The following is a 26,988-nucleotide window of genomic DNA, read 5'->3' on the forward strand; positions in this document are numbered from 1 at the left end:
CCAAATTGAGCTCCTGCCAGGAGCCATGCAAGCCATCATATGTTGAGACTGCGGGCCGGATCGGTGTTTCCGGTTCGCGTCCATTGGAAAATTGCCCATGTCCGCCCCACGCGTCAGCTTCGTCAGTCTCGGATGTCCCAAAGCCCTTGTCGATTCCGAGCGCATCATCACGCGTCTGCGGGCCGAGGGCTACGAGATCGCCCGCAAGCATGACGGCGCCGATCTCGTTGTCGTCAACACCTGTGGCTTTCTCGACTCCGCCCGCGACGAGTCGCTCAACGCCATCGGCTCGGCACTGTCGGAAAACGGCAGGGTCATCGTCACCGGCTGTCTGGGCGCCGAGCCGGACGTGATCCGCGAGAAGCACCCCAACGTGCTGGCGATCACCGGCCCGCAGGCCTATGAGAGCGTGATGGCCGCGGTCCATGAGGCCGCCCCTCCCGCACACGATCCCTACATCGACCTGCTGCCGCCGCAAGGCGTCAAGCTGACGCCGCGCCATTATGCCTATTTGAAGATTTCGGAAGGCTGCAACAACCGTTGCACCTTCTGCATCATTCCGGCACTGCGCGGCGATCTCGTCTCGCGGCCGGCCGCCGATGTGCTGCGCGAAGCCGAGAAACTGGCCAAGGCCGGCGTCAAGGAACTGCTCGTCATCTCGCAGGATACCAGCGCCTACGGCATCGACATCAAGTACCAGACGTCCATGTTCGGCGACCGCGAAGTGCGGGCGAAATTCCTCGATCTCTCGGAGGAATTGGGCAAGCTCGGCATCTGGGTGCGCATGCATTATGTCTACCCCTATCCGCACGTCGCCGACGTCATCCCGCTGATGGCCGAAGGAAAAATCCTTCCCTACCTGGACATCCCCTTCCAGCATGCCTCGCCACAGGTGCTGAAGAACATGCGCCGGCCCGCCCATGGCGAAAAGACGCTGGAGCGCATTCGCGGCTGGCGCGACGTGTGCCCGGATCTCGCCATCCGCTCGACCTTCATCGTCGGCTTCCCCGGCGAAACGGATGACGACTTCGAGATGCTGCTCGATTGGCTGGATGAAGCGAAAATCGATCGCGCCGGCTGCTTCAAATACGAGCCGGTCAGAGGCGCCCGCTCCAACGAGCTCGGGCTTGAGCAAGTGCCGCAGGAGATCAAGGAAGCGCGCTGGCATCGTTTCATGCAGCGCCAGCAGAAGATCTCGGCAGCGCAGCTGGCCAGGAAGGTCGGCAAGCGTCTGCCGGTGCTGATCGACGAGGCGCACGGCACTTCGGCAAAGGGTCGCACCAAATATGATGCGCCCGAGATCGATGGTTCGGTCCACATCCAGTCGCGCCGCCCGATGCGCGCCGGCGACATCGTCACCGTCAAAATCGAGCGCGCGGACGCTTACGATCTCTACGGCTCGGCTGTCTGAGCCTTCCGTCAAGTTCACCATCCAAATGAAAAAGGGCGCCTCGCGGCGCCCTTCCCATAGAGACGTGGCGTGCTGCCTATTGCGGCAACTTGTCGTCGACGCCCTTGACGTAGAAATTCATGCCGAGCAGCGTGCCGTCGTCGGCGACCTCGCCGTCCTTCAGCCATGCCGAGCCGTCCTGCTTGGCGATCGGCCCGGTGAAGGGGTTCCAGCCTCCGGCGATCTTCTTTTCGGTCGCTTCGGCCATCGCCTTCACGTCGTCGGGCATGTTGGTGTAGGGCGCGAGCTTGACCGCGCCGTCCTTGATGCCGAGCCAGACATTGTCCGGCTTCCAGGTGCCGTCGATGGCCGCCTGCACGCGGCTGATATAATACGGACCCCATTCGTCCGTCAGCGAGGTCAGCTGCGCGTTGGGCGCGAACTTGATCATGTCGGACGACTGGCCGAAGCCGTGCAACTTGCGCTCCTCGGCCACCTGCAGGGCCGCGGTCGAGTCGGTGTGCTGGACGATGATGTCGGCGCCCTGGTCGAACAGCGCCTTGGCGGCGTCGGCTTCCTTGCCCGGATCGAACCACGAATTGACCCAGACGATCTTGGCCTTGAAGTTCGGATTGATCGACTGCGCGCCGAGCATGAAGGAGTTGATCCCCATCACCACTTCCGGGATCGGGAAGGAGACGATGTAGCCGGCGACGCCGGACTTCGATTCCTTGGCGGCGATCTGGCCGAGCACATAGCGGCCTTCATAGAAGCGGGCATTGTAGATGCCGAGATTGTCCCCGGTCTTGTAGCCGGTGGCGTGCTCGAACATCACTTTGGGAAACTTCTTGGCGACCTTCACTTCGGCGTCCATGAAGCCGAACGAGGTGCCGAAGATGATCTTGCAGCCTTCGCGCGCCAGGCGCTCGAAAGCACGGTCGGCATCGGGGCCTTCGGAGACGTTTTCCAGGTAAGCAGTCTCGACCTTGTCGCCGAGCGCCTTCTCGACCTCGAGGCGTCCCTGGTCGTGCTGGTAGGAATAGCCAAAATCGCCGATCGGGCCGGTGTAGACCCAGCAGGCCTTCAACTTGTCGGCGGCCTCCGCGGACACGGCCAGCGACAAAGCCGCTGTCGTCGTCATCAGGACAATAAGCAGTTTTTTCATTGTGTTACCTCTCTGAGTTAAGCCTTGGAGCTTCCCGTCTTGTTCTTGTTGTCAACGATCCGGAACGAATGGCTGCCCCAGGGATGCCGGCGTGTTCATCATCGTCAGACGCTTGTTGCGCGAGATTAGAACGAGAACCACGACGGTTGCCAGATAGGGCAGAGAAGAAAGCATCTGCGAGGGCACTGGAATGCCAAAAGCCTGTGCATGAAGCTGGCCGATCCACACCGCGCCGAAGATGTAGGCGCCGGCCAGTACCCGCCATGGCCGCCAGGACGCGAACACCACCAGTGCGAGTGCGATCCAGCCTCGGCCCGCGGACATGTTCTCGACCCACTGTGGCGTATAGACGAGCGACAGATGCCCACCGGCGAGACCGGCGCAGGCACCGCCGAAGATGACCGAGAGATAGCGGTAACGAATGACCTTGATGCCGAGCGCATGCGCCGAGGCATGGCTGTCACCAATCGAGCGCAGCGTGAGGCCGGTACGCGTCTTGAACAGGAACCACATCACCGCGGCCGTCAGCGCGATCGAAATGTAGAAGATCGGATCCTGGCCAAAAAGAAGCCTGCCCACGACCGGTATGGAACTGAGGCCGGGAATATCGAGATTGGGCAGCCTGACACCGGGCTGGCCGACGAAGCTTGTTCCCATCATGCCGGAAAGGCCGAGACCAAGCAGCGTCAGTGACAGGCCTGTTGCCACCTGGTTGGTGGCCAGCGACAGCGTCATCACGGCAAAAAGCAAGGAGAACAGCGCGCCCACGACGATCGCCGCCAGAAGGCCGATCCAGGGCGATCCCGTCAGATAGCCGGCCCCGAAGCCGCCGACGGCGCCCATGACCATCATGCCTTCGACACCGAGGTTGAGCACGCCGGAACGTTCGACCACCAGTTCGCCAATCGCCGCGATCAAAAGCGGCGTCGCCGCCGTGGCTATGGTCAGGAGGATGTTGACGGTGATGTCCATCAGCGGGCTTCCTTCAACTTTGGTGCGGCCTCGAGCTTCGCGGGCGTTTCCTGTTTCGTCAGCGCCAGACCGATCAAGCGGATGCGGTAATGAATGAGCGTGTCGCAGCCGAGCACGAAGAACAGCAGCATGCCCTGGAACACCCTCGCCACCTTGTCGGAAATGCCGAGTGCGCTTTGCACGGCCTCGCCGCCGAGATAGGTCAGGGCCAGCACCAGGCCCGCGGCGACGATGCCGAGCGGATTGAGGCGGCCGAGGAACGCAACGATGATGGCCGTGAAGCCATACCCGGGCGAAATCACGGGCTGAAGTTGCCCGATGGCGCCGGAAACTTCGGAGATGCCGGCAAGGCCGGCCAGCGCTCCCGATAGCAGGAAGGCAAAGAACACCATCCGGTTGAGGCCGAAGCCGGCGAAGCGCCCTGCCCTTGGGCTGGAGCCCAGCACGCGGACCTCGAAGCCCTTGAGCATGCGGGCCATCAGGATCCAGATCAGCACCGCGGCCACCAGGGCAAACACAAACCCCCAATTGGCGCGCCCGGCATCGGGCATCAGTTCCGGCAGCACGGCCGCGTCGCCGAACTGGATCGTCTGCGGAAAGCCGTGGCCCTGCGGATCGCGCCAGGGACCCCGCACCAGCCAGTCGAGGAAGAGCTGCGCGACATAGACCAGCATGAGGCTGGTCAGGATCTCGTTGGTATTGAACCGGGTCTTCAGCAAGGCCGGGATCGCCGCGTAGGCCGCACCGCCGACCATGCCGAGCAGAAGCATCAGCGGCAGCACCAGCGGGCCATCGAATTGCGGGAACAGCACGGGAATGATCGAGCCGAAGATTGCGCCGAAGATGAACTGGCCTTCGGCGCCGATGTTCCAGATGTTGGCCTTGTAGCAGACCGACAGGCCGACAGCGATCAGGATCAGCGGCGCTGCCTTGATCGCCAACTCGTGCAACTGCCAGACCTGGCTGATCGGCTCGATGAAATAGATATGGAAGGCATTCAGCGGGTTGACGCCGAGCAGCGCGAACAGAACCGCGCCGGCAATGATGGTCAGCGCGAAGGCGATGAACGGCGACAGCATCGAAAACAGCGCCGAGCGCTGCGGGCGTTTGACGAGTTCGAGGCGCATCATGCCGTCTCCAGCGTATGTTCGGCGTGGCCGGGCTCGGCGCCACCCATCAGCAAGCCGACCTTCTCGAAAGTCGCTTCGGCGATCGGCATCGGCCTGGACAATTCTCCATTGTGCATGACGGCGATCGCGTCCGATATTTCGAACAGCTCGTCGAGATCCTGGCTGATCACCAGCACCGCTGATCCGCTGCGAGAGAGCTCGATCAAGGCCTGACGGATGTGCGCTGCGGCTCCGGCGTCGACACCCCAGGTCGGCTGGTTCACCACCATCACGCTTGGCCGGCGATCGAGCTCGCGGCCGACGATGAATTTTTGCAGATTGCCGCCCGAAAGTGCTGCCGCTTCAGGATCCGGGGCGCTCTTGCGCACATCCATCGCCTCGATGATGCGCTGCGAGGCGGCATAGACGGCGCCGCTCTTGACCATCCCGCCGCTGCCGACAAAAGCCTTGCCGTCCGTGGCATGGCGCGACAGCAGGAGGTTTTCCGAGAGCTTCATGCGCGGCGCGGCGCCATGGCCGAGACGCTCCTCCGGCACGAACGCGGCCCCCAACAGGCGCCGCCCGGTAATGGTGAGGCTGCCGGCGTTCTTGCCGCGGATGCGCACCGAAGCGGCATCCTGCTGCAAAACCTCGCCGGAGACGGATTCGAAGAACTCGCCCTGGCCGTTGCCGGCGACACCGGCAATGCCGATCACCTCGCCAGCGCGGACATTGAGGCTGATGTTCTTGAGCGGAATGGAAAACGGCGTTGCCGGCTTGCGGTTGAGGTTGAGGATTTCGAGCAGCGGCTGCGCGGTTTCGATCCCCTCGACCGGCGCGCGCACCACGGCCTGCACTTCGTTGCCGACCATCATGCGGGCGAGCGATGAGGCTGTCTCCTCGCGCGGGTTGCAGTGACCGACCACCTTGCCGTGCCGCAGCACCGTGGCGCGGTCGCAGATGCGTTTGACCTCTTCGAGCCGGTGCGAAATGTAGAGGATCGATTTGCCTTCCGCGCGCAAGCGTTCCAGCGTCTCGAACAACTTGTCCGCTTCCTGCGGCGTCAGCACCGATGTCGGCTCGTCCAGGATGATGAGCTGCGGCGTCTGCAGCAGGCAGCGGATGATCTCGATGCGCTGGCGCTCGCCGACGGACAGATCGCCGACCAGCGATTCCGGATCGAGCGGCAGGCCGTAGCTGTAGGAAAGCGCCCTCGCCTTGGCCGCGATGCTGCCGATCGGCGAGCCGTCATCCAGCGACAGCGCGATGTTCTCGGCGGCCGTCAGGGCTTCGAACAGCGAGAAATGCTGGAAAACCATGCCGATGCCGAGCTTTTTGGCAACGCCTGGACTGGTGATCCGCACTGCCTGGCCGTTCCAGAAAATCTCGCCGGAATTGGGTTCCAGCGAGCCGAACAGCATCTTGACCAGTGTCGATTTGCCGGCGCCGTTCTCACCGAGCAAAGCGTGGATTTCACCTTTGGCGATGTTGAGATCGATATGATCGCACGCTGTCAGCGTGCCGAATATCTTGGTCAGGCCCCGAACCTCGAGCAGGTTCGCCCCATCATGATTTGCACTCACAGTGCCTCCCGTCCGGATTACCGGACATGTTCTGTGTTCCCGCAAGCATCGTATGCGCGGCCGGCTCTCGTGCGAAAGCAGCACCCAACTTGAAAGAGCTTCAAGAATTTCAGCGGAAACTCAAGGGCAAAGATCAGCCTTCCTTCGCACAAGCATATGGCGGGCCGGCTTTTCGGGCAAACCATGCTCGCGGCTGCGGCAGCGCGCTGAAAACCCAGGCAGATTGCCTTCAGGGAACCAGAATGGTCGTACCTGTCGTTCTGCGGCCTTCAAGGTCCGCATGTGCCTTGCCGGCATCCTTCAGTGCGTAGCGCTGATTGATCTTGATCTCGACGGCGCCGCTGAGCACGACCTCGAACAGTGCGGCGGCGGAGGCATCGAGGTCCTCACGTCTGGCATTGTAGACGAACAGCGTCGGCCTGGTTGCGAACAGCGAGCCCTTCTGCGCCAGCAGCGACATCGAGAACGGCGGGATGGGTCCCGAGGACTGGCCGAAGCTGACGAACATGCCGAGCGGCTTCAGGCAGTCGAGCGAGGCCGGAAATGTGTCGTTACCCACCGAATCGTAGACGACATCGCACTTCTTGCCGCCGGTGATGGCGGCTACGCCGGCGACGAAATCCTGCTCCTTGTAGTTGATGACATGGTCGAAGCCGTGCGCCTTGGCGAGTTCGATCTTGTCGGTGGAACTGGCGGTGCCGATGACCGTCGCGCCGAGATGCTTCGCCCATTGGCCGAGGATCAGGCCGACCCCGCCGGCCGCGGCATGAAACAGGATGGTGTCGCCCGCCTTCACCTTGAAGGTGCGGCGCAGAAGATATTCCGCGGTCATGCCTTTCAGCATCATGGCGGCGGCCTGCTCGTCGCTGATGCCGTCCGGTACCTTGACGACCTTGCTGGCATCGATGACGCGCTCTTGCGCGTAAGCGCCGGTCGTCACGGCATAGGCAATCCGGTCGCCCGACTTCAGCCAGTCGATGCCCCCGCCGACTTCCAGCACCACGCCGGCGGCTTCGCTGCCCGGAACGAGCGGAAATCCGCCGGGCGGCGGATAAAGACCCGAGCGATGATAGACGTCGATGAAATTGAGACCGATCGCGGTATGCCTGATCAGGATCTGCCCCGAACCCGGCTGGCCAGGATCGGTGTCCTCATGGATCAGGACTTCCGGACCGCCATTGGCGTGGATGCGGATGGCTTTGGACATGGAGAGGATTCCTTGAAGAGCGGCTGGTCAGGCCTTTTTGGCGCCGAGGTTCGGAAAGAACTGCATGAGGCCACCAATGGTTGCGAGATAGAGCCCGGTAACGGTGATTCCGATCTTGGTGAAAGTGCCGACTTGTTCGCCAAGCACGCCGATCTGGTCGTAGAAAGCGGCGAGTGCGGCCTGCGCAAGCGCGAGCGCGCCGAAAGCACACCACAACAGCGTCATGCCGAGGTTGATCGGCCGCAGCCGCTTCACCCGCACCGGATGGATGAAGTTTATCGGGACAAAAGTCAGAATGCCGGCCACCACCACCACCGCGAACGAGACCCATTGTCCCGGTTCGATGACAAACAGCGTGAACACGACCATGTTCCAGACCACCGGGAATCCCTTGAAGAAATTCTCCTTCGTCTTCATGCCGGTGTCGGCATAGTAGATCGCGCTGGAGACGACGATGATCGCCGCCGAAAGGAACGACAGGCCCTCGCCCATGAAGCCCCGTTGGTAGAGCGCGAAGGCCGGGATCAGCACGTAGGTCACGTAGTCGATGATGTTGTCGAGGAGTTCGCCGGACCAGGTCGGCAGGATTTCCTTGACCTCCAGCTTTCGGGCGATCGGCCCGTCGATGCCATCGACGAACAGCGCCAGGCCTAGCCACCAGAACATGGCCGTCCAGCGCTCCTCGCTCGCCGCCACCAGCGACAGGAAAGCCAGGAACGAACCGGAGGCGGTCAGCAGATGCACCGAAAACGCACGCGCCTGCGGCCAGGTGACCTTCTTCTTCGGCCGCGGAATCCGGTCGGTGATCTTCCCGGCGATCTTGCGGGCTTTTGTGTTCTTGCTCACGGGCCCCGCCAATCAAGCTTGCAGATCTCGGCCGAGCGGCCGGCGAAATTCCAGTTGCGGCCAAAGGCGCGCATCTTGCTCTTGTCGGACCTTGCCACGATGATCTCCGGCGCGATCCAGTATTCCGAGTTCGTGATCACCGTATCCTTGTCGCGGTCCTTGCCCGCGATTGGCGTGACCGCCCCGTCGATGATCTTCGGAATCTGGAAGATACGCGTCTTGTCCCGTGTCTCGTAGGTGATCGGCACCTGTTCTACGCCCAGGAATTTGCCGACGAGGATCGAGAGCAGCGACGTGGTCCCGCCGGCCTTGCCGGTGAAGATCCTGGTCAACGCCTTGACCGCGTAAACCGAGGCTCTGATGTCGATGAACAGGCCTGCGGTCCAATTGCCGCGGCTCATGTAACCGGGGATTTCCATGATCAACCCAAGGTTGAGGCCGGAGAGGTCGACTTCGCCGAAGTGACCCGCATCGATACGGAACCCCGCCCATGTCTGGCAATAGCCCTCTGTTGGTGGGTGACTGCCGAGCGACAAGACGCAAGGGCAAAAAACCGTGCAATTGCAGGAGAGTACGAGCTCTCCTTTCATTGCCCAGCCCTGGTCAGTCATCGAACTCCCCCCAATCACAGTGAGACTACTAGCAGCACGGCTGCCCAGACAAGCAGTATCGCACCGGCCAGCCGGGTTGGAAGACTGCCCGTCGTTTGTTTTTCAATCAGGGTGAACACGCCGATCAGCGCCATCCAGAAGACGTTCATGACGCCGACTGCGAACATCACCAGCATCAGTGCCCAGCAGCATCCCAGGCACCAGATGCCTTGCACGATGCCCAGCCGAAAGATGCGGAAGGTCTCGGCACTCCAGTTTGAAAACAAGGTCGAGAATGGGTTCCGGCATTTCGTCAGGCAGGCCTCCTTGAGGCCGCTGAACTGGTAGAGGCCGGCAACCAGCAAGGCCAGCCCACCAGCAACGCCAAGCACCGGATCGAATACCCCCGCGGACGCGGCGACTGCGTGGACGGCAAGTGTCAGTGCCGCAAACAGCAGCGATGCGGCGAGCCAGGCGCAGAGGTAGCCGGCAACCAGCACCAGCGGATGGACGACCGGCGCCCGCTTGATCCGCGCCGTATCGGCGATCTCGCAATAGGTGCGGATCATCGGTGCCGCCGACGGCAGCATCGCGGCGATCGCCATCAGGAACCACATGAGGATGAGTGCCAAAGCACGCGGGCCGATGCTTGCGTCCAGCGGCGCTGGCGAAAGGCAAAGAACGAAAAAATGGTCCAGGAAATCGGGCAGCGGCAGCTGTGGCAGGTTGCGCAGGAGAGCGTCACCCGGCGCGCTGATCCGCGCCTCGGCGCCGCGTATCGCCATCGCGGCAAGCAGCAGCCAGGCCAACGCGATGCTTGCACAGACGACGACGTTGACCGTCAAACGCGGGTCGCGCGCGACATTTGCCGTGGCGCGGCCGGCGCGGTCGAGATGGCTGAAGTCGTCCTGTTGGCCGGTCATGACATCCGAATGGGCCGAATCGCCGCGTTGATCAAGCCGCATGATCTGCCCTATATGCCTCTTTCGACTGGCGGGTCTGGTGGCCGCCTCTCAACTGCAGACCGGAAGCCGATCTTGGAGCATCAGGAAACAGCGCGGATACTGATTGCGGGCACGGGGCCGGCGGGGTTGATCGCCGCGCTTGCCTTCGCCGATGCCGGCTTTCCGGTGACGATTGCCGGGCCGGAAACCTCGGCTCCCGACGGTCGCACCACGGCGCTCATGACGCCTGCCCTGAAGATGCTGGAACGGCTGGGCGTGATCGAGGACATCAGGCCCAAGGGCGCGCCGTTGAAGGTGATGCGCATTGTCGATGCGACCGGCCGGCTGATCCGCAGCCCCGTCGTCACCTTCCGCGCCAGCGAGATCGGCGAGGAACAGTTCGGCCTGAACCTGCCCAACGGCGTCCTTGGCCCGGCGCTTGCCAGCAAGGTGGCCGCGCATTCCGGGATCGAGTGGCGCAGATCCATGGTGAAGGCATGGCATCTCGGCGCCGGCAAAGCGCATGCCACGCTGGCTGATGGCAGCGAGATCGATGCGTCCCTTGCGGTCGCCGCCGACGGCCGCCTGTCGCCGGCCCGCGAGGCCGCGGGCATCTCGACGGCGGCGCGCGCCTACCCTCAGGCGGCGCTTGTCCTCAATTTCGGCCACAACCGCGAACATGGCTTCACCTCGACGGAATTCCATACAGAGACCGGCCCGTTCACGCAGGTTCCACTGCCGGGCAATCGCTCCAGCCTTGTCTGGGTGGTCAAGCCAGAGACCGCCAAGGAGCTTGCCGCTTTGGACGATGCAACGCTCTCGCTCCGCGTCGAGCAAAAGATGCAATCGATGCTGGGCCGGGTATCCGTCGAGCCGGGTCGCCAGATTTATCCATTGTCGACGGTGACCCCCCTGCGTTTCGCGGCGCGACGGGTGGCGCTTGTCGGTGAGGCGGCGCACGTGTTCCCGCCGATCGGCGCGCAAGGCCTCAACCTAGGCATCAGGGATATTGACGATCTGGTTGGAATCGCGCGTGAAAATCGTGAGGATCCGGGGGCTGTTGCGGCCCTTGCTGCATACGATTTCAAGCGCCGGCCAGATATTCTGGCGCGCAGCAGCGCAGTCAATCTGCTCAACATGTCGCTGCTTTCGGACATGTTGCCGGCGCAGATGGCGCGTGGCGTTGGCCTGGGTGTACTTGGCGGCTTTACGCCGCTGCGCGCCTTCTTCATGCGGGAAGGGCTTCGCCCGGGCAGCGGCTTTGCGGCAGTTGCGGGCGGCCTTCGGAAGCCGGCTCGGCAGCGGTAGCGATTTTGCGGACTTTGCCGCGGTATCGCGACGTTCATCAAAACCTTTGTTGCGCATACCGCGTATCTTGAAGGCGCTCAGACGCTCGGGATTGAATTGATGCGGAGTCTGCGCCAAATAAAGCCAAGGAATTCAGTGGTGAGTGCGATGAAAACGGCCAAATTCGCGATCGGACAGGTGGTTCGCCACCGGCTGTTCCCGTTCCGAGGCATCATTTTCGACGTCGATCCGCAATTCGCCAACACCGACGAATGGTACGAGGCCATCCCCGCCGACGTACGGCCGCGCAAGGACCAACCATTCTACCACCTGCTCGCCGAGAATTCGGAAACCGAATACATCGCCTATGTGTCCGAGCAGAATTTGCTCGAGGACCAATCGGGAGAACCTGTCCGCCATCCGCAAATCAAGGAAATGTTCGACAAGAAGCCGGATGGGCGCTATGCGCCGAAACGGCAGTCCAGGCACTGACTTCCGGCATGCTGAGTATGGCCAGAAATGAAAAAAGCGGGGCATGACCCCGCTTTTTTGACTCGCTATATTCCCGACGCCGGATCAGTTGGCGGTCTTCGCCTTGTCCTGCTCGTCCTTGAGCTTCTTGGCGAAATCCTGGTTGTTCTTGGCGACGAAGTCCTGAAGCTTCTTCTGCCGGTCCTCGATGTCCGACTGCTGCAGCGGCGGGCCGTCATAGGCGCCGCTGAAGCCCTGCAGCGCGATCTTGATCGGGTTGGCCTGGTTCTGGAAATTGATCGAGGTCAGCGTGATCCCCTGACCCTTCTTGAACGAAGCGACAAGCTGATCGGTCAGCGGCACTTCCGCCACGCAACGATCCGGGAAGCAGATGACATAGTCGAGCTTCTGCGCCTTGCCGGTGTCGATCTGCAGGCCGATGCCGGGAGGCACGAGGCGGCCGGTCGGGACCGTCACCTGGAACACTTTGCGGTTCACCTTGCCCTTGAGCTCGATCAGGCTGACGCCGGTGACGAGTTGGCCATTGCCAGCGGTGACGATGTTCTGGACATTGCAGATGTCGACGTCTTCCTGCTTGGTGCAGGCCTTGAACCAGCCCTGCGGAATCTGCGGCTGCTGCTGCGCGGAAGCAGAGGGAAGTCCTGCGCCGAGAAAGCCAACCACGCCTGCGGCCATGACCGACAGGCGGTACGCGTTGCTGTTCAGGCTCGTCATGTCGTGCACTTCCTCTCAATGATCCCGGGACCGGCTTCTTCGCGCCGTGTGGTCCAGCTACCTGTTGCCAAAATGAGGCAACAGAATGACTTCGGACGGCGTGTTACACTGCAAGCGGCGTCGAATCCAGCCCGCCGACCGGTAATTCTTGACGACGCCATTGGCCGCCACGCAGGTGCCCCATGCTAGGGTGCGGACCGAATCATCAAGCCGACCTGTTAAGGAGACGGTCATGGGCCGCGTTCTTGTTTGGCTGGTCACCGCATTATCGTTTTTCAGCCTGTCGTCGCCTCCGGCGCTGTCGGAGCCGAAACACGCGATTGCGATGCAGGGCGAACCGGCCCTGCCGCCGGACTACACCCATTTCAGCTACGTCAATCCCGACGCGCCGAAGGGTGGCAGCATTACCTATTGCGTCGTCGGCAGCTTCGACAATCTCAACCCTTTCATCCTGAAAAGCCTGCGCACGACCGCGCGCGGCATGATGGACACGATTTACGGCAATCTGGTCTTCGAGCCGCTGATGCAGCGCAGTGCCGACGAGGCCTTTACCCTTTATGGGCTTCTGGCCGACACCGCCGACATGGATCCCGAGCGCAAGACCATCGAATTCCATCTCAACCCGAATGCCAAATGGTCGGATGGTCAGCCAGTGACGCCGGAAGACGTGCTGTTCACCTACGATGCCTATACGCAGAAAGGCCGTCCGCCCTACAGCGACCGCATGGCCAGGATCGCCAAGCTCGAAAAGACGGGCGACCATAGCGTGCGCTTTACCTTCAATGACAAGGCCGATCGTGAGTTTCCGCTGATCATCGCGCTGACACCGATCATCCCCAAGCACGCTTTCGACATCGACACTTTCGACAGGACGACGCTGAAGCCGTTGATCGGCAGCGGTCCCTACAGGATCGCGCAGGTGACGCCCGGCCAGCGCATCGTCTTCAAGCGCAACCCCGACTATTGGGGCAAGAACGTTCCCGCCAAGCGCGGTTTCGACAATTACGACCAGATCACCATCGAGTATTTTCTCAACGCCAACGCCAAGCTCGAAGCTTTCAAGAAGGGTCTTTGCGCCATCGACGACGACAGCGATCCGGTGAAACGCGAGCGCGATCTCGACTTTCCGGCGTTTCATAGGGGAGACGTTGTCTCAGAAACCTTCGATACCGGCATTCCACCCGTCGTGACGGGTTTTCTGTTCAACACGAGGCTGCCGAAGTTTTCCAACCCCGTGGTTCGGCGCGCGCTCGGCATGCTTTATGATTTCGAATGGGCCAACAAGAACCTGTTCGGCGGCAAGTACACCCGCACGATGAGCTACTGGCAGAACTCGGAGCTTTCCGCGCTCGGCCATCCGGCTGATGACAGGGAAAAGGCGCTGCTGGCGCCCTATCCCGGCCGCGTGCCGGCCGACGTCATGGACGGCACCTGGAAACCGCCGGTGACGGACGGTTCGGGCCAGGACCGCAAGGTGCTGAAGACCGCTTTCGATCTTCTGAAAAGCATCGGCTACCATGTGCAGGACGGCACGATGATCGATCCCGACGGTAAACCTTTCGACTTCGAGATTCTGACCGCCTCGCAGGATGAAGAACGTCTGGCCGGCATCTATCAGCGCACGCTTGAGAAGATCGGCATCAATGTCAGCATACGCAGCCTGGACGGCGACCAGATCCAGTCGCGCAAGCAGCGTTTCGATTTCGAGGTCCTGATCGGCTCCAGCGGCTTCAACAATTCGTTGTCCCCTGGCATCGAGCAGATCGGGCGCTGGTCGTCCGCCGCGGCCAGGACCGAGGGATCGTTCAACCTCGCCGGCGTCGCCGATCCGGCGATCGATGCGGCCATCGACGCAATGCTGCGAGCCCGTTCGAAAGAGGATTACGTCGCGGCGGTTCGCGTTCTCGATCGGCTGCTGATCTCCGGCAATTACATGGTGCCGATGCAGTACAATACGCAGCAGTGGCTTGCTTACTGGAATTATCTGGAACATCCGCGCAAGACGCCCATATTCGGTTATCAGCTGCCAACATGGTGGCGCAAACCGAACTGAAGTCCGGAGATCGAGATGAGCGAAGCGAACGCCATAACCGTCGACGTGGTGTCGGACGTCGTCTGCCCGTGGTGCTTCATCGGTCAGAAGCGGCTGGACAAGGCGATCGCCGCGGCCGGCGATGTCGAAGTGCATATACGCTGGCGGCCGTTCCAACTCGATCCAACCATTCCGCCGCAAGGCAAGGACCGCCACGACTACATGCTGGCCAAGTTCGGCAGCGACGAGCGCATTCGCGAAATTCATGCTCGCATCGAACCGCTTGGCGAAGCTGAAGGCATTTCCTTTGCCTTCGACGCTATCAAGGTGGCGCCGAACACACTCGACGCGCATCGGCTGATCCGCTGGGCCGGTGCCGCCGGCGAGGACGTCCAGAACCGACTGGTGCGCCACCTATTCCAGCTGAATTTCGAGGAAGGCGCCAATATCGGCGACCACACCGTCTTGGTCGAAGCTGCCCGCGAGGCCGGCATGGACGCCGCTGTTGTCGAAACGCTCTTGCCGAGTGACGCTGATGTCGAGGCGGTTCGCACGGAAATCGCCACCGCGTCGCGCATGGGCATCACAGGCGTGCCGTGCTTCCTGCTCGAGGACAAATATGCCGTGATGGGTGCGCAGGATGCCGACACGTTGGCCGATGCGATCCGTCAGGTCGCGGCGGCCAAGGCGCGTGGCGAGTTGGAGAAAACCGGCTGAGGCCAGGGGACGCCACTTCTCCTCCATTTTGACGTAGCTGATGAAAGAGCCGCTTGCCATTGGGCCGGTGCGGATCCCCCATTTGGTTGACGAATGGGCAAGAGAACGATCCTGCACTCCCGCTGTTCCGATGCGATATTGGCGACTTCGCCGCGGCAAGGAAGCGGCGTCGACCCCGGCCCTCATGATTTTTTGAGTCACGAAACCGTGTACCAGGTTTCCCCAGGGGAAGATCGACAAAAGCCCCGTTCGCCGCGTCCAAGCTGCTGAAACCAATCAAAATTTCCTGATCGCTGCCCACCGTTTTGCTGGCGATTCGATCTTCAATCTGTTGCTTCAGTGCAACGGCCGCGAGAGCAATCCCACAGGCCTGGTTTAAAAATTAATGGAAAATGATCAATTGGTGTTACCATCCGTAACAAAACAAAAAAGGTTTGGGCGGGATCGTGATTCGGATCGGCAGGCGATCGCAAGAGTCAGTACCGGATGGACTACGCAGCGACGCCGCAGGGCGGTCGCATTTGACGCCGGTATCCTCGATGCGCAATTTCTGGGGGCTCGTGCGAGCCTACTGGATCTCGGACCGCTGGAAGGAAGCCTGGGCGCTGACGCTGGTGATAGCCCTGCTCACCGCGCTGTCCAGCAAGGCTAGCGTGTGGTTCGCCATGGCGTCGGGCGAATTGGTGAATTCGATCGCCTTCCTGCACGATGCCGCCAACACCAGGCCCTTGGAAACAATCCTGACCAACGCCGGCATACTGGTGCTGCTCGTCATGCTCAAGGATGTCGGCTTCACCGGCGTGCGCAATCTCGTCTCGGCAACCTTGCACCGCAAATGGCGCGGCTGGCTGAACGACCAATTCAACCAGGCCTTGCTCGACGGCAACCATACCCATTTTCACGCTCAACATGGTTCCGCGGACGGCGGCATCGTTGCGCCCGACAATGTCGACCAGCGCATCCAGGAATCGATCAAGGACATGACCGGCGGTGCGATCGGCCTCGCCATGGGCGTGCTGGGGCTGGCGACTTCGCTCTATTTCATAGGCCAGAACCTGTTGCAGTCGTCAGTGGAGGTCAAAGGCCTGGAGTTCCTTGGCAGCTATGGCAGCGCTGTTCTCGCCCTTCTCGCGGTTGCCACTTACGTCCCCCTCAATACCTGGATCGCCGTCAAGCTCGGCAGCCTGCTGGAACGTCTCAATATTCGCATGCAGAAGGCCGAGGGAAGTTATCGTAGCGAACTGACGACGTTCCTGCGCCGCAGCTTCCATGTCGCCGCCTCGCATGGCGAGGGCGTGCAGAAGAGGATGCACGACCGGCTCTATGTCGACATCGATCGCACCTGGGGGCGGCTGAATGTCGTCAACTCCAGCTATATGTCGTTCGAGCTGATCTACAACTTCGTCGGCGCCCGTATCGTCGCCTATGCTCCAGGCCTTGTGCCGTTCATCCACAGCCGCTTGGACTATAAAGGCTACATCACCGGCTCCGAAATGGTCGCCCAGCTCATCAGCCAGTGTTCCTGGTTCATTCATGTCATGCCCGCCATCGCGACGCTGCGCGCCAACAGCCAGCGCGTGACGGAGCTCGCCAACGCGATCGAGAAAGTCCAGCACCCGCAGGAATTCTACAGCCAGAGCGGCCGTTCCGACTTCCACTACGCCAGCCAGAATCCGGTCTTCGGTCTGACCATCCAGAAGCTGGAGCTGGCGCATCAGGGTGAGGATGCGACACCATTCCTCAGTTCCGCCAACCTGCGCTTCCGGCGCGGCGAATGGACCTTCCTGAAAGGCGAATCCGGGTGCGGCAAGACCTCGCTGATCAAGGCGATCAACGGCCTGTGGCCTTATGGCCGCGGCACCATCGTCTTCCCCGAGGGCGTCAAGAGCTTCTATGCCGCCCAGGAGGTCAAGCTGCCGCAGGTGTCGCTGAAACAGCTGGTCTGCCTACCAGGCTCCGAAGGCGACCACGGCGATACCCAGGTCGCGTCGGCACTGCACAAGGCTGGCCTTGGCGATTTCATCGAACACATGGCCAATGAAAGCCGCGAGGGCAAGAGCTGGGATCAGGTCCTGTCGGGCGGCCAGAAGCAGAAGCTGGTGGTGGCTCGTATCATCCTGCAGCAACCGGGCCTGCTGTTCCTCGACGAGGCGACCGGGGCTCTCGACCCTGATGGCAAGATTGCCTTCCACCAAGCCATCAAGGACAACTGCCCTGATGTGACGGTGATCAGTGTCATGCACGAAGCCGTGGCACCGAGATCTGCTGCCGGGACCGAGTTCTACCACTCGATGGTCCTGATTGCCGACGGCGTCGCCACGAAGAAGCCGCTTGCCCCAAGCCTGCCGCTGGAACTCACCACGATCCTGGCCCAGCCAAGGCCGGTCGAGGACAAATGGACGCGTTTCTCGCGCCGGCTGAAGCAGAAATAACGCTGATGTCCCCGTGGCTTGCCACGGTGAACGGTCCACGGTGATCACAGTCTCGCGATCCGGGCCGTTCGGCACTGTTTTCCTTCCTCACCGCGATTGACTCGGCAAGGCGCGCTCCTATGTTGCGCCGGCTTGCAGCAGTCAAAAGCGAACCCGCAAGCAGAAAGGTCACCGCGCCATGCCTGGCGACAGTCACAGTCGAACGCAACGGCCGTCCGCCTAGACGTGACCTGAATGGTTCATGTCCTGCCGGACGGCAAGGAGTGAGCCATGAACGATTTTTTCCCCGAAGCGGACGACGAGGCCGTCGCTATCGCCCGCATCCTTGCCAATGATCACGTCGCCGACCTTGTCGAGGCGCTCAACCATGAATCGCGCGAAACCGCGACGGAGCTGCTTTGCGCCGTACCCTTCGAACGGCTGGTCGAGATTTTCGACCAGCCTGAGCTCGAAGGCGCGCCCGAACTGGCGGAGGCTCTGCCCCGTCCCAAGGCGAGCAAGCTGCTCACCGCCATGTCCGTCGACCGCGCGGCCGACATCCTGCGCGAGCTCGACGAGCCGGCACGCTCCGAGCTGCTCGGTGCGCTGGCGCCGCCGCTGCGCGCCACCCTGCTTTCCATTCTGGGCTATCCCGAAGGCAGCGCCGCCTCGATCATGACCACGGAGTTCGTCAGCGTGCCCTCCGACTGGACCGTCGGACGCACGCTCGACTACATCCGCAAGGTCGAACGGACGCGCGAGACCGTCTATGCAATCTACATCGTCGATCCGCGGACAAATCTCCTGGTGCGGTCGACGGGCTTGCGTCGGCTCATCACCGGTGAACCGGACGACCCGATCCTGTCGGTAGCGCCGGACCGCCTGCCGGTGACAGTCACTCCGCTGACGGATCGTGAACACCTGGCGCAGACGATCTCCAAATACGATCTGCTCGCCGTCCCGGTCGTCGACAACGGCAAGATCCTCGGCATCGTCACCATCGACGACATCATCGACACGATGATCGAGGAGACGACCGAAGACGTGCATCGCTTTGGCGGCATGGAGGCTTTGGACGAGCCGTACATGAAGATGAGCTTTCTCGCCATGATCAAGAAGCGCGGTGGTTGGCTCTGTGCGCTGTTCATCAGCGAGATGCTGACGGCCAATGCAATGCAAAGCTATGAGGGCGAGCTGGAGAAGGCGATCGTGCTGACGCTGTTCATCCCGCTGATCATGAGCTCCGGCGGCAATTCCGGCTCGCAGGCGACCTCGCTGGTCATCCGCGCGCTGGCGCTGCGCGAAATCGGCCTTCGTGACTGGTGGCGGGTGGCGCTGCGCGAACTGCCTACCGGTCTCGTGCTCGGCGCCATGCTGGGCGCGGTCGGCGTCTGCCGCATCGCGCTCTGGCAATATATGGGCTTCTATGACTATGGCCCGCACTGGCCGTTGATTGCCGCGACCGTTGGTGCCGCACTGGTCGGCATCGTCACCTTCGGTTCGCTGTCGGGGTCGATGCTGCCTTTCGCCCTGAAACGGATCGGTTTCGACCCCGCCAGTGCATCCGCACCGTTCGTCGCCACGCTGGTCGATGTCACCGGACTGGTGATCTATTTCTCGGTGGCGCTCGTCATCCTGCGCGGCACCTTGCTGTAGCGGTTCGACTGCCGCCGCCGGCCGTGGCTGGCGGCGGCAGCGCCGCGTCAAGCGACGTCAGACGCGCTCGCCGTCCTTCACTCGATAGGTCGGCTTGTACATGGTGACGAGCTCTTCGGAGGCGGTCGGGTGCACGGCCATCGTGCGGTCGAAGTCGTCCTTGGTCAGTCCGGCCTTCAGGGGGATGCCGAGCAGCTGTGCCATTTCGCCGGCATCCGGCCCCAATATGTGGGCGCCGAGAACCCTGCGCGAAGCGCCATCGACGACCAGCTTTATCAGCATCTTTTCGTCACGGCCCGACAGCGTGTGCCGCATCGGCCGGAAGCTGGCGCGGTAGATTTCGATATCGGCGAAGCGCTTCACGGCTTCGTCTTCCGACAGGCCGACCGTGCCGATTTCCGGTTGCGAGAAGACAGCCGTCGCGATCGTGTCGTGGTCGGGCGCCGTCGGGTTGTCCTTGAATGCCGTCTCGACGAAGCACATGGCTTCGTGAATCGCCACCGGGGTCAGCTGCACGCGGTTGGTGACATCGCCGATCGCCCAGATATTGTCGATGTTGGTGCGGGAATACGGGTCGACCTTGATCGCACCGGTCGCGGCGGTCATCTCGATGCCTATGCCTTCCAGGCCCATATTCTCGGTGTTGGGGAGGCGGCCGATGGCCAGCATCACCTGATCGACCGTCAGCACCTGCCCCCCGATGAGCTGCGCGTCGAGCCGTCCGTCCGGCCGCTTGCTGACCGATTCGGAGACGGAATGGCAAAGGATCTTTATGCCCTTCTTCTCCATCGTCTCATGCAGCGTGCGCCGCAGGTCCATGTCGAAGCGGACGAGGATTTCCTTGCCGCGATAGACCAGCGTGGTGTCTACGCCGAGGCCATGGAAGATGTTGGCGAACTCGACCGCGATATAGCCGCCGCCCTCGATCATGATCGCCTTTGGCAGGTCCTTGAGGTCGAAAGCCTCATTGGAAAAGATGCAGTGTTCGTGGCCGGGCAGCGCCGGATGCGCCGCTGGACGGCCGCCGGTGGCGATCAGTATCTGATCGGCGGTGACGGTGCGGTCCTCGCTCAGGAGGTGGATCACGTGCGGGTCGACGATCATCGCCCGCGTGTGAAACGTCTCGCCACCCGAACCCTCGACATTCTTCTTGTAGATCGCTTCCAGCCGGCTGATCTCGCGGTCCTTGTTGGCGACCAGCGTCTGCCAGTCGAAACTGGCTTCCGGCACTGTCCAGCCATAGCCGGCGGCGTCGGCGAAATGCTCGGGAAATTGCGAGGCATAGACATAGAGCTTCTTCGGCACGCAGCCCCTGATGACGCAGGTGCCACCGAAACGGTATTCTTCGGCAATGCCAACGCGCTTGCCGAGCGCTGCCGCGACCCGCGCCGCCCTCACCCCTCCGGAGCCGCCGCCGATGACGAAGAGGTCGTAGTCATAACCGGCCATGAAGCGGCTCCTTGAACGCCAAAATTCGACTGACAGGTAGGCCGCAAACCGTCAAAAGAAAAGCCCGGACAAGCCGGGCTTCACAGATGGCCGCAAGGCCGTCGGAAAGATCACGATCAGTTCTGCGTGCCGTCCGCCGGCGCAGAACCGTCGGCGGGGGCCGCGCCATCCGCCGGAGCAGCTCCGTCCGCAGGAGCAGCACCATCCGCGGGGGCGGTTGCATCGGCGGGTGCGGCCGGCGCCTTGGCTTTTGCCGCCGCTGCCAGAGTCTCGCCGACTTGCTGGGCGAGATCGCGCGCGACGCCGTTCTGCCAGATGTCGGCGGCCTTGACGAGGTCACGCGTCACCGTCGGGCCGCTGTCGAGCAGCTTCTTGCCGGACTCGGAGCTGTAGAAAGCCGCGATGTCGGAGAGTTCCTTTTCGGAAAACACCTTCGCATAGGCAAGAGCCGCTTCCTTCTCGAGATCCGCACGGCGTGAGGCCATCGCCAGCGCCTTCTCGTTGATCGTCTTGCCGATCAGTTCCTGCATGTCCGGGTTCTTCTGGATAAGCTGCGATTCGAGCGCCGCGGCGGCCTGCGGCAGGATGTTGTCGAACGGGTCGGTCGCGTGGATCGCGGCGACCGCGGCGCGTGCGGCCTTCAGATGCGATTCCGTGACGTCCTGCGCGAAGACAGGCGAGGAGAACGCGAAGACGGCCGAAGCCGCCACAAGGACGGAAAGACGGCGAACCCGGTTATGCAACATCATGATCGGTAGAACTCCCTGGTTTTCGGGCGGCATGGACAGTTTGGATACCGTCGCCGCCGGCGATGATGGCCGCTGACGCCAGCCCGATGAAAAGACCATGCTCGACCACGCCAGGAATGGCGTGGAGAGCATTCGAAAGCGCTCTTGTATCCGGAATGCGGCCAAAAGATGCATCGAGGATAAAATGGCCGCCGTCTGTAACAAAAGGCTGGCCTCCCGTCATCCTCAATGTCACCGGACCGGAAAGGCCGAGATTTCCAGCCGCCATGGCCACGGCGATCTCGGTCGCGCGCAGGCCGAACTGGTTGACTTCTATTGGAAGCGGAAACCGGCCGAGTGTCTCGACCATCTTCGAACGATCGGCGATGACGATCATGCGCTGCGAGGCCGCGGCCACGATCTTCTCGCGCAGCAGCGCCCCGCCGCCGCCCTTGATCAATGTCAGCTCCGGGTCGACCTCGTCGGCACCGTCGACGGTGAGATCGAGTTCGGGCGTTTCCTCCAGCGTCGACAGCGGCACGCCGAGTTCGCGGCACAGCGCAGCAGTGCGTTCAGAGGTCGGCACGCCTGTTATGGTCATGCCGGTGGCGACCTTGTCGGCAAGCAGCCGCACGAACTCCTCGGCGGTGGTGCCGGTTCCGATGCCGAGCCGCATGCCGTCGCTGACATGGGCAAGGGCCGCCCGCGCGGCCTCGACCTTCAATTGCCTCGCATCCATGCTGCTTTGCTGCCCTGAAACCGAATGCATGTCGCCCAAAATGACCTCGGCTTTGGGAAAACGACATGCATGAAAGAAAGACCTGAAGCGTGCCGCATGAGTCTGTTTCGACGCGACGCGCTTTAGCGTTTTCGGCTCCTAGCATTTTTGCAGGCCGGGTCAAAGCCCTTGGCGGCCGTCCCGCCGGTCTGCTTGCCTTAACGCGTCGCAGCCGCTATCGCCTGCCCATGCACAAACCTGCGCAGGATGGATCATGACTCGCCCGATCATCGTGTTCGACCTCGATGGAACGCTGATTGACACGGCGCCGGACCTGCTCGACAGCCTCAACCACAGCCTGGCGGCCAGCGAACTATCGGCCGTCGACGAAGCCGGCTTCAAACGCTTCGTCGGCCATGGCGGCCGGGTGATGATCGAACGGGCGCATGCCGCGCAGCAACGATCCCTCAAGGTCGAGGAGCACGACCGGCTGCTGAAACTGTTCCTCGATCACTACACCGACAACATTCCGGGCAAATCCCGCCCCTACCCCGGCGTGACCGAGGCGATTGCCCGTTTTGAGAAGGCCGGCTATCTGCTGGCAATCTGCACGAACAAGTACCACGCCAATTCGCTGGCGCTGATCGAAGCACTCGGCTTGACCAGGCATTTCGCGGCAATTGCCGGGCAGGACACGTTCGCGTTCCGCAAGCCCGATCCGCGCCACCTGATCGAGACCATCAAACTCGCCGGCGGTGATCCGCACCGCGCCTTGATGGTCGGCGATTCGCAAACCGATATCGACACCGCCAAGGCGGCCGGCATTCCTGTCGTCGCCGTCGATTTCGGCTACACCGACCGTCATGTGCGCGAGTTCGAGCCCTCGGCGGTGATCTCGCATTTCGATGCGTTGACGCTCGATCTGGCGCAAAGGCTGATCGGCGCCGCCGCACACTGAGCGCCACGATGAAAATCTCTGCGGAACGGGCCTTGGCGAGACCGCAAATCCGATCTGTGTGACAACACCAGACGCTGCCTTGACTTAATGGGTCGGCCTCCCTTATATCGCGGCTCGCTTGGCCTTCGGGCAACGAGCGGGCGATTAGCTCAGCGGGAGAGCACACCCTTCACACGGGTGGGGTCGCAGGTTCAATCCCTGCATCGCCCACCATCTGTTTGCTGAACATCACATCGGCAGCTACAGCCCGCCTTCCCCTTTGGCGCTCTGCCTTTCCGCACAGGCGCTGAACGCCGGAACACCCACATGCGGAACAAACCTGCATGACAGCGAGTTTCCTTGCGTCGAAACTTGAGGGAAAACCATGTCCAGATTTCTGCTTGCGGCCTCCGTCGTCGTTCTTTTCGCCGCCGGACCCGCCTTTGCCGCGGATGAAACTGCACTGCCGCCACCCAATGCCAAGAAGCTGTCGGAGATCATCGCCAAGGTCGAGCAGCGTGACGGGTTTCGCTACGTGAAGGAGGTCGACTGGGACAAGGACGGCTACACCGTCACCTACTATACCTCGGACAAGGCAAAGGTCGAAATCGTCTTCGATCCTGTGACGGCCGAACCAAAATAAGGTTCGCGGACATCACGTCGCGAATGCGCTGCGTCTGGGTGTTCTCAACGACAAAACGAGCGTCAAAATTGTCCATCCTGGCGTATGTTAGGCTGGGCGCGGGGCCGCGCCTTCGGCAATCCTGTTGGCTTGGGGGCCATCATGCGATGTTTCGTTAGACCCTATCTTCTGTCTGTATTCGCCATCGTCCCAGCCGGCGGCTTCCTTGCCGTTTCTCCGGCATTGGCGGACGGGTCGTCCTTCGACTGCGGCAAGGCAAACCTGCCGGCGGAAAAGGCGATCTGCGCCGACCCGCAGTTGTCGGCCATCGATCTGCTGGTTTCGAAGGCCTACAAGGAATTCGAGCCGGCGTTCGGCGGCGACAGGCGTAAGATTGCCCGCGGGCTGATCGCCGATCGCAATGCTTGCAAGAGCGATACCCCCTGTATCGCCAGCGCGCTCGACAACGCCTTGCAGACCTATGGAAATGCGCCGTCCTGGGTGCAGGACTACACCATCGCGCTGATCGGCAAGAAGGCGCTGGACGCTGCTGCACGGAATCCCGGCAATAAGGAGCAGCCCCTGCCCTCGGCGATCGGCCAATGCGCGTCGACGCATATCGAGACGCTGACCACGCGGCTTGGCGACGATCCGGCTGGAAACGGCTACTCCCGAAGCGGGCAGCGCGGCCACATTCACCAATGGCGGCGGCGCCGTATCCTATGATCGCGAGGCTGGCCTTGCCGCCGCCAAGGTCGGCGAACCCGTCGTCATGTGCTTGATCTCCATTCCCAGGGACTGCCCCAAGGACGACGACCGTGGCCGGGTTTATTATTCCGTCGACCTCGTCGCGAAAGGCTCCTGGGCTCTCCCGATTCGCAGCATATGTGCGGCGGCGCCTGAGCTGCGGGATTTTCACCAGCGAGCCCAGGAGTGCTCCGTCTCCCCTTGCGTCAATTCGCCATTGATGGCTGATTGTGGAGGGACCGCGCTTCAGGGGGTGGGTATGTCGGCTGCGAAGCACTTGATGAAGCGCGTCCTCATGATGCTGGCCGGCTATCTCGTCGCCATACTGGTTGGTCTGATCGCCGTCGTGGCGATCTATGCCGCGCTGAGTTCCCTGCCCAACGCGCCAGCCTATTTCGACCTCATGGGGGTCTCGCCGATCGCGGCCTTTGTGGTACCGCCGCTCGGCATGTTCATCTATTTCCTGACCATCGTGGTGACCGCGCCCCAGACGCTGATTTTTGCGCTGATCGCCGAATTCTTCTCTCTTCGCAACGCTATGCTGCACATGGTCTTCGGCGCCGCGGCTGCGGCCGGAGGTTTCTTCCTGATCTGGCCGGGCGCGGCGGAGGACGTGGATCTGGAGCGCTGGGCCGACATCGGCATCATAGCCGCCGCCGGTCTGGTTGCCGGGCTGGTCTATTGGCTGATCGCCGGGCGCGACGCCGGTTTCAGGCGCTCGCTGTCGGAGCGATAACGACTAGCTCGAGGGTGAGCGCACCGCCTCGGTTGCGTCCAGGGCCTGCTTCAGCCGGGAATCGCGATCGTAGACGTCGCTGAAATACTCGACCTTGCCGGACATGTCGGGCCAGGCGGTGAAATAAGCGACATAGACTGGGATCTTGCGTGTCACATCCTCGGTCGAGTGTCCGTGCTTCAATTTCTCCGCGATATAATCGACCGAGGTGCCGAGCACTGCCGCCGCCATGCCGCGCGGATCCTGCAGGCGCACGCAGCCATGGCTGAGCGCGCGCATATCCTGCTTGAAAAACGATTTCTGCGGCGTGTCGTGCATGTAGATCGCGTGCTTGTTGGGGAACAGGATCTTCAGTTCGCCCAGAGCATTGGCCTCGCTCGGCTGCTGGCGCACATTATAGGGAATGTTGGCGCCATAAGCGCCCCAGTTCACCGCCGACGAAGGGATGCGCTTGCCGCGTGAATCCGTCACCTCGTAGCCGGCCCGGTCAAGATAGCCGGGATCGCCGCGCAACCTCGGCAGCATTTCGTTGACGATGATCGACTGCGGCACGCCCCAGTAGGGGTGGAAATCGACCTGCTTGATCTGGTCGTAGAAGAAGGCGGTCTGGTTGGTGACGCGGCCGACGACGGCACGCGTCTTCAATTTTTCCTGGCCGTCGTCGATATAGCTTGCGGTGAAGGCAGGCTGGTTAATGAAAACACGCGGGCTGCCGAGATCGGAAGGCAGCCAGCGCAGTTCTTCCAGCGCCACCTCCACCTTCAGCAGCCTGTCGGCCTTCGACGTCCCGGCCAGCGTGGCGACCGTGCGTGGACCGATGACGCCATCGCCCTTCATGCCTTCCTTCTGCTGCACCGCCTTGATCAGCGGCACCAGCTCGGGAACGTAGACTTCGCTGGTTGCCAGCCGCGACAGGACCTCGCCATAGGTGCCGCCCATTTCGTCATCGAGATTACGCGCGATCAGCGACAGCAGCTTCGGCAATTCGGGGCTGGTTTCGCCTGGCTTCAGCAGCAGCTTGGGATCGACGACGATTTCGTTCTCGGCGCTCGCCTGCAGCGCTTCCAGTTCGACGCGCAGCGCCTGATATTCCGCATTCTGCGGATGGCGCGATTCCAGATAGGTGCGAACCTCTTGGGTATGCGCCAGAGTCTTCAGCACGCCCATCATGTCGAGCGGCTTGGCCGGGAAATCGTAGTAGCCGGTCATGCGGTTGGGCTCGACACGGCCATTCTGGGCGTCATGGGCATAACGCAAGACACGTGCCGACAGCGCCATCTCGAACCGCACGAGCTCCTTCAGCTTGGCTGCCTCGTCCGCCGAGGACGAACTGGCGGCAGGCACATCGACCGTGTAGTCGGCAGGCGTGAGGCCGTAGCTTGCAGCCTCGCCAAGCACCCGCACGGCATCCTGGGCGCGGTTGTTCGGGGTGGTTCCGGTCACCCAGATGAAATCCGGGTTGGCCGAGTAATAGGCGATCAGCGCCTTGGCGATGTCGGGCTCGGCATAGAGTTCATAGTCGGCGAGCCCGGCAATGGCTTCATGGAAGGCAGCACCCGTGGCCGAAGGCACGAAAGCGGCATCTTGCGGTGTAGCCGGCTGCGGCGCCGTCGCCAGCGTCGAGAAGTCGACACGCACCAGCTTGTCGGCCTTGTAAGTATAGTAGGACGGACTGCTGATCCTCACACCGCCCCCGCCGGCCGGAGCGTTCGGCTTGGGTTTGTGCTTCGGCGGAGGAGGCGGAAACTCGCCTTTCGGCTCATGCCTGATGCCCCCGCCGAACAGCATGTCGAAAAATCCCTGGGCCCCTGCCTGAGGCATGCCGAAAGCCAGCGTCGCCGTAACCGCCACCAGCGGCATCACGGTTGCTTTTTTACCGAGGAATTTCATGGATCACCCGCTCCGGTCGCAACCGGTTCCCGTTCCGCACGCTAGA

General features: G+C 62.1%; 24 protein-coding genes and 1 tRNA gene. 12 read left to right on the plus strand and 13 right to left on the minus strand.

The annotated features are described in order from the left end of the window. Positions 1–97 precede the first annotated feature (97 nt). Positions 98–1,411: a 30S ribosomal protein S12 methylthiotransferase RimO gene (rimO, locus tag LB571_RS20230; RefSeq protein WP_015317892.1), complete on the plus strand. Its 1,314-nt coding sequence runs from the start codon at positions 98–100 to the stop codon at positions 1,409–1,411. Between the two features lie 76 nt (positions 1,412–1,487). On the opposite strand, the gene LB571_RS20235 is transcribed toward rimO, so the two are convergent. The 8 genes from LB571_RS20235 to LB571_RS20270 all read right to left on the minus strand — a co-directional run bounded on the left by LB571_RS20235 (position 1,488) and on the right by LB571_RS20270 (position 9,785). Then, positions 1,488–2,555, minus strand: coding sequence for a BMP family ABC transporter substrate-binding protein (locus LB571_RS20235; protein ID WP_224597410.1), 1,068 nt, complete (start codon positions 2,553–2,555; stop codon positions 1,488–1,490). A gap of 51 nt (positions 2,556–2,606) precedes the next feature. Next, on the minus strand, positions 2,607–3,527 hold the full coding sequence (locus LB571_RS20240; RefSeq protein ID WP_015317890.1) for an ABC transporter permease: 921 nt from the start codon (positions 3,525–3,527) through the stop codon (positions 2,607–2,609). Further along, a complete protein-coding gene (locus tag LB571_RS20245) occupies positions 3,527–4,657 on the minus strand; it encodes an ABC transporter permease (protein WP_140664462.1) in 1,131 nt (376 codons plus the stop codon). Before LB571_RS20245 ends, LB571_RS20240 begins: the two co-directional genes overlap by 1 nt. Then, positions 4,654–6,219, minus strand: coding sequence for an ABC transporter ATP-binding protein (locus LB571_RS20250; RefSeq protein WP_015317888.1), 1,566 nt, complete (start codon positions 6,217–6,219; stop codon positions 4,654–4,656). Before LB571_RS20250 ends, LB571_RS20245 begins: the two co-directional genes overlap by 4 nt. Positions 6,220–6,448: 229 nt before the next feature. Beyond that, the gene (locus LB571_RS20255; RefSeq protein WP_140619646.1) at positions 6,449–7,426 is read right to left on the minus strand and encodes a quinone oxidoreductase family protein; all 978 of its coding nucleotides are present in this window, start codon (positions 7,424–7,426) and stop codon (positions 6,449–6,451) included. 27 nt (positions 7,427–7,453) lie between these two features. Next, a complete protein-coding gene (gene pcsA, locus LB571_RS20260; protein ID WP_224587278.1) occupies positions 7,454–8,221 on the minus strand; it encodes a phosphatidylcholine synthase in 768 nt (255 codons plus the stop codon). A 47-nt stretch (positions 8,222–8,268) separates the two neighbouring features. Beyond that, positions 8,269–8,883 carry a DUF1326 domain-containing protein gene (locus LB571_RS20265; RefSeq protein WP_224597412.1) on the minus strand — a complete coding sequence of 205 codons (615 nt, stop codon included), beginning with the start codon at positions 8,881–8,883 and terminating at the stop codon, positions 8,269–8,271. Between the two features lie 14 nt (positions 8,884–8,897). Continuing rightward, positions 8,898–9,785, minus strand: coding sequence for a DUF2182 domain-containing protein (locus tag LB571_RS20270; RefSeq protein ID WP_224597414.1), 888 nt, complete (start codon positions 9,783–9,785; stop codon positions 8,898–8,900). A 114-nt stretch (positions 9,786–9,899) separates the two neighbouring features. Between LB571_RS20270 and LB571_RS20275 the strand changes: the two genes are divergently transcribed. Together LB571_RS20275 and hspQ are read left to right on the plus strand one after the other, a co-directional pair. Continuing rightward, a complete protein-coding gene (locus tag LB571_RS20275; protein WP_224597416.1) occupies positions 9,900–11,114 on the plus strand; it encodes a UbiH/UbiF family hydroxylase in 1,215 nt (404 codons plus the stop codon). Positions 11,115–11,261: 147 nt separating this feature from the next. Beyond that, on the plus strand, positions 11,262–11,585 hold the full coding sequence (gene hspQ / locus LB571_RS20280; protein WP_027142695.1) for a heat shock protein HspQ: 324 nt from the start codon (positions 11,262–11,264) through the stop codon (positions 11,583–11,585). Between the two features lie 84 nt (positions 11,586–11,669). Here hspQ and LB571_RS20285 read toward each other — a convergent pair whose 3' ends face one another. Continuing rightward, a complete protein-coding gene (locus LB571_RS20285) occupies positions 11,670–12,299 on the minus strand; it encodes an invasion associated locus B family protein (RefSeq protein WP_015317881.1) in 630 nt (209 codons plus the stop codon). A 232-nt stretch (positions 12,300–12,531) separates the two neighbouring features. Between LB571_RS20285 and LB571_RS20290 the strand changes: the two genes are divergently transcribed. From LB571_RS20290 to mgtE, 4 genes are all read left to right on the plus strand, one after another. After that, a complete protein-coding gene (locus tag LB571_RS20290; RefSeq protein WP_224597419.1) occupies positions 12,532–14,352 on the plus strand; it encodes an extracellular solute-binding protein in 1,821 nt (606 codons plus the stop codon). 15 nt (positions 14,353–14,367) lie between these two features. Then, positions 14,368–15,048, plus strand: a complete 681-nt coding sequence (locus LB571_RS20295) for a DsbA family oxidoreductase (RefSeq protein WP_015317879.1) — start codon at positions 14,368–14,370, stop codon at positions 15,046–15,048. A 539-nt stretch (positions 15,049–15,587) separates the two neighbouring features. Then, complete coding sequence (locus LB571_RS20300) at positions 15,588–17,480, plus strand: ABC transporter ATP-binding protein/permease (protein ID WP_181173931.1); 1,893 nt, start codon at positions 15,588–15,590, stop codon at positions 17,478–17,480. Between the two features lie 270 nt (positions 17,481–17,750). Next, positions 17,751–19,115, plus strand: a complete 1,365-nt coding sequence (gene mgtE, locus LB571_RS20305) for a magnesium transporter (RefSeq protein WP_224597421.1) — start codon at positions 17,751–17,753, stop codon at positions 19,113–19,115. Between the two features lie 57 nt (positions 19,116–19,172). Here the strand turns inward: mgtE and gor are convergent, their stop codons facing one another. From gor to rpiA, 3 genes are all read right to left on the minus strand, one after another. Next, positions 19,173–20,564 carry a glutathione-disulfide reductase gene (gene gor / locus LB571_RS20310; RefSeq protein WP_224597424.1) on the minus strand — a complete coding sequence of 464 codons (1,392 nt, stop codon included), beginning with the start codon at positions 20,562–20,564 and terminating at the stop codon, positions 19,173–19,175. A 116-nt stretch (positions 20,565–20,680) separates the two neighbouring features. Then, the gene (locus LB571_RS20315; protein WP_140619662.1) at positions 20,681–21,313 is read right to left on the minus strand and encodes a DUF2059 domain-containing protein; all 633 of its coding nucleotides are present in this window, start codon (positions 21,311–21,313) and stop codon (positions 20,681–20,683) included. Continuing rightward, a complete protein-coding gene (gene rpiA / locus LB571_RS20320; RefSeq protein WP_140664506.1) occupies positions 21,300–22,031 on the minus strand; it encodes a ribose-5-phosphate isomerase RpiA in 732 nt (243 codons plus the stop codon). Before rpiA ends, LB571_RS20315 begins: the two co-directional genes overlap by 14 nt. 253 nt (positions 22,032–22,284) lie before the next feature. Between rpiA and LB571_RS20325 the strand changes: the two genes are divergently transcribed. From LB571_RS20325 to LB571_RS20345, 5 genes are all read left to right on the plus strand, one after another. Next, positions 22,285–22,968 carry a phosphoglycolate phosphatase gene (locus LB571_RS20325; RefSeq protein WP_224597427.1) on the plus strand — a complete coding sequence of 228 codons (684 nt, stop codon included), beginning with the start codon at positions 22,285–22,287 and terminating at the stop codon, positions 22,966–22,968. Positions 22,969–23,106: 138 nt separating this feature from the next. Beyond that, a tRNA-Val gene (locus tag LB571_RS20330) sits at positions 23,107–23,181 on the plus strand. A 151-nt stretch (positions 23,182–23,332) separates the two neighbouring features. Next, entirely contained in the window at positions 23,333–23,590 is a 258-nt protein-coding gene (locus tag LB571_RS20335; RefSeq protein ID WP_015317872.1) for a PepSY domain-containing protein, read from the plus strand. Between the two features lie 141 nt (positions 23,591–23,731). Next, on the plus strand, positions 23,732–24,295 hold the full coding sequence (locus LB571_RS20340; RefSeq protein ID WP_224597428.1) for a lysozyme inhibitor LprI family protein: 564 nt from the start codon (positions 23,732–23,734) through the stop codon (positions 24,293–24,295). Between the two features lie 280 nt (positions 24,296–24,575). Then, complete coding sequence (locus LB571_RS20345) at positions 24,576–25,052, plus strand: hypothetical protein (protein WP_015317870.1); 477 nt, start codon at positions 24,576–24,578, stop codon at positions 25,050–25,052. Between the two features lie 3 nt (positions 25,053–25,055). Here LB571_RS20345 and LB571_RS20350 read toward each other — a convergent pair whose 3' ends face one another. Next, on the minus strand, positions 25,056–26,942 hold the full coding sequence (locus tag LB571_RS20350; protein ID WP_140824448.1) for a murein L,D-transpeptidase: 1,887 nt from the start codon (positions 26,940–26,942) through the stop codon (positions 25,056–25,058). Positions 26,943–26,988 lie beyond the last annotated feature (46 nt).

The sequence above is a fragment of the Mesorhizobium sp. BR1-1-4 genome (assembly GCF_020165375.1).
Taxonomy (GTDB): Bacteria; Pseudomonadota; Alphaproteobacteria; order Rhizobiales; family Rhizobiaceae; genus Mesorhizobium; species Mesorhizobium australicum.

Coding starts and splice junctions, on each gene's coding strand:
- LB571_RS20335 (WP_015317872.1), top strand. CDS start 23,333: ATGTCCAGATTTCTGCTTGCGGCCTCCGTCGTCGTTCTTTTCGCCGCC.
- rimO (WP_015317892.1), top strand. CDS start 98: ATGTCCGCCCCACGCGTCAGCTTCGTCAGTCTCGGATGTCCCAAAGCC.
- LB571_RS20245 (WP_140664462.1), bottom strand. CDS start 4,657: ATGATGCGCCTCGAACTCGTCAAACGCCCGCAGCGCTCGGCGCTGTTT.
- LB571_RS20285 (WP_015317881.1), bottom strand. CDS start 12,299: ATGACGAGCCTGAACAGCAACGCGTACCGCCTGTCGGTCATGGCCGCA.
- rpiA (WP_140664506.1), bottom strand. CDS start 22,031: ATGGATGCGAGGCAATTGAAGGTCGAGGCCGCGCGGGCGGCCCTTGCC.
- LB571_RS20300 (WP_181173931.1), top strand. CDS start 15,588: ATGCGCAATTTCTGGGGGCTCGTGCGAGCCTACTGGATCTCGGACCGC.
- LB571_RS20340 (WP_224597428.1), top strand. CDS start 23,732: ATGCGATGTTTCGTTAGACCCTATCTTCTGTCTGTATTCGCCATCGTC.
- gor (WP_224597424.1), bottom strand. CDS start 20,564: ATGGCCGGTTATGACTACGACCTCTTCGTCATCGGCGGCGGCTCCGGA.
- LB571_RS20350 (WP_140824448.1), bottom strand. CDS start 26,942: ATGAAATTCCTCGGTAAAAAAGCAACCGTGATGCCGCTGGTGGCGGTT.
- hspQ (WP_027142695.1), top strand. CDS start 11,262: ATGAAAACGGCCAAATTCGCGATCGGACAGGTGGTTCGCCACCGGCTG.
- LB571_RS20265 (WP_224597412.1), bottom strand. CDS start 8,883: ATGACTGACCAGGGCTGGGCAATGAAAGGAGAGCTCGTACTCTCCTGC.
- LB571_RS20290 (WP_224597419.1), top strand. CDS start 12,532: ATGGGCCGCGTTCTTGTTTGGCTGGTCACCGCATTATCGTTTTTCAGC.
- LB571_RS20325 (WP_224597427.1), top strand. CDS start 22,285: ATGACTCGCCCGATCATCGTGTTCGACCTCGATGGAACGCTGATTGAC.
- LB571_RS20240 (WP_015317890.1), bottom strand. CDS start 3,527: ATGGACATCACCGTCAACATCCTCCTGACCATAGCCACGGCGGCGACG.
- LB571_RS20270 (WP_224597414.1), bottom strand. CDS start 9,785: ATGACCGGCCAACAGGACGACTTCAGCCATCTCGACCGCGCCGGCCGC.
- LB571_RS20345 (WP_015317870.1), top strand. CDS start 24,576: ATGTCGGCTGCGAAGCACTTGATGAAGCGCGTCCTCATGATGCTGGCC.
- LB571_RS20295 (WP_015317879.1), top strand. CDS start 14,368: ATGAGCGAAGCGAACGCCATAACCGTCGACGTGGTGTCGGACGTCGTC.
- LB571_RS20235 (WP_224597410.1), bottom strand. CDS start 2,555: ATGAAAAAACTGCTTATTGTCCTGATGACGACGACAGCGGCTTTGTCG.
- LB571_RS20315 (WP_140619662.1), bottom strand. CDS start 21,313: ATGATGTTGCATAACCGGGTTCGCCGTCTTTCCGTCCTTGTGGCGGCT.
- mgtE (WP_224597421.1), top strand. CDS start 17,751: ATGAACGATTTTTTCCCCGAAGCGGACGACGAGGCCGTCGCTATCGCC.
- LB571_RS20255 (WP_140619646.1), bottom strand. CDS start 7,426: ATGTCCAAAGCCATCCGCATCCACGCCAATGGCGGTCCGGAAGTCCTG.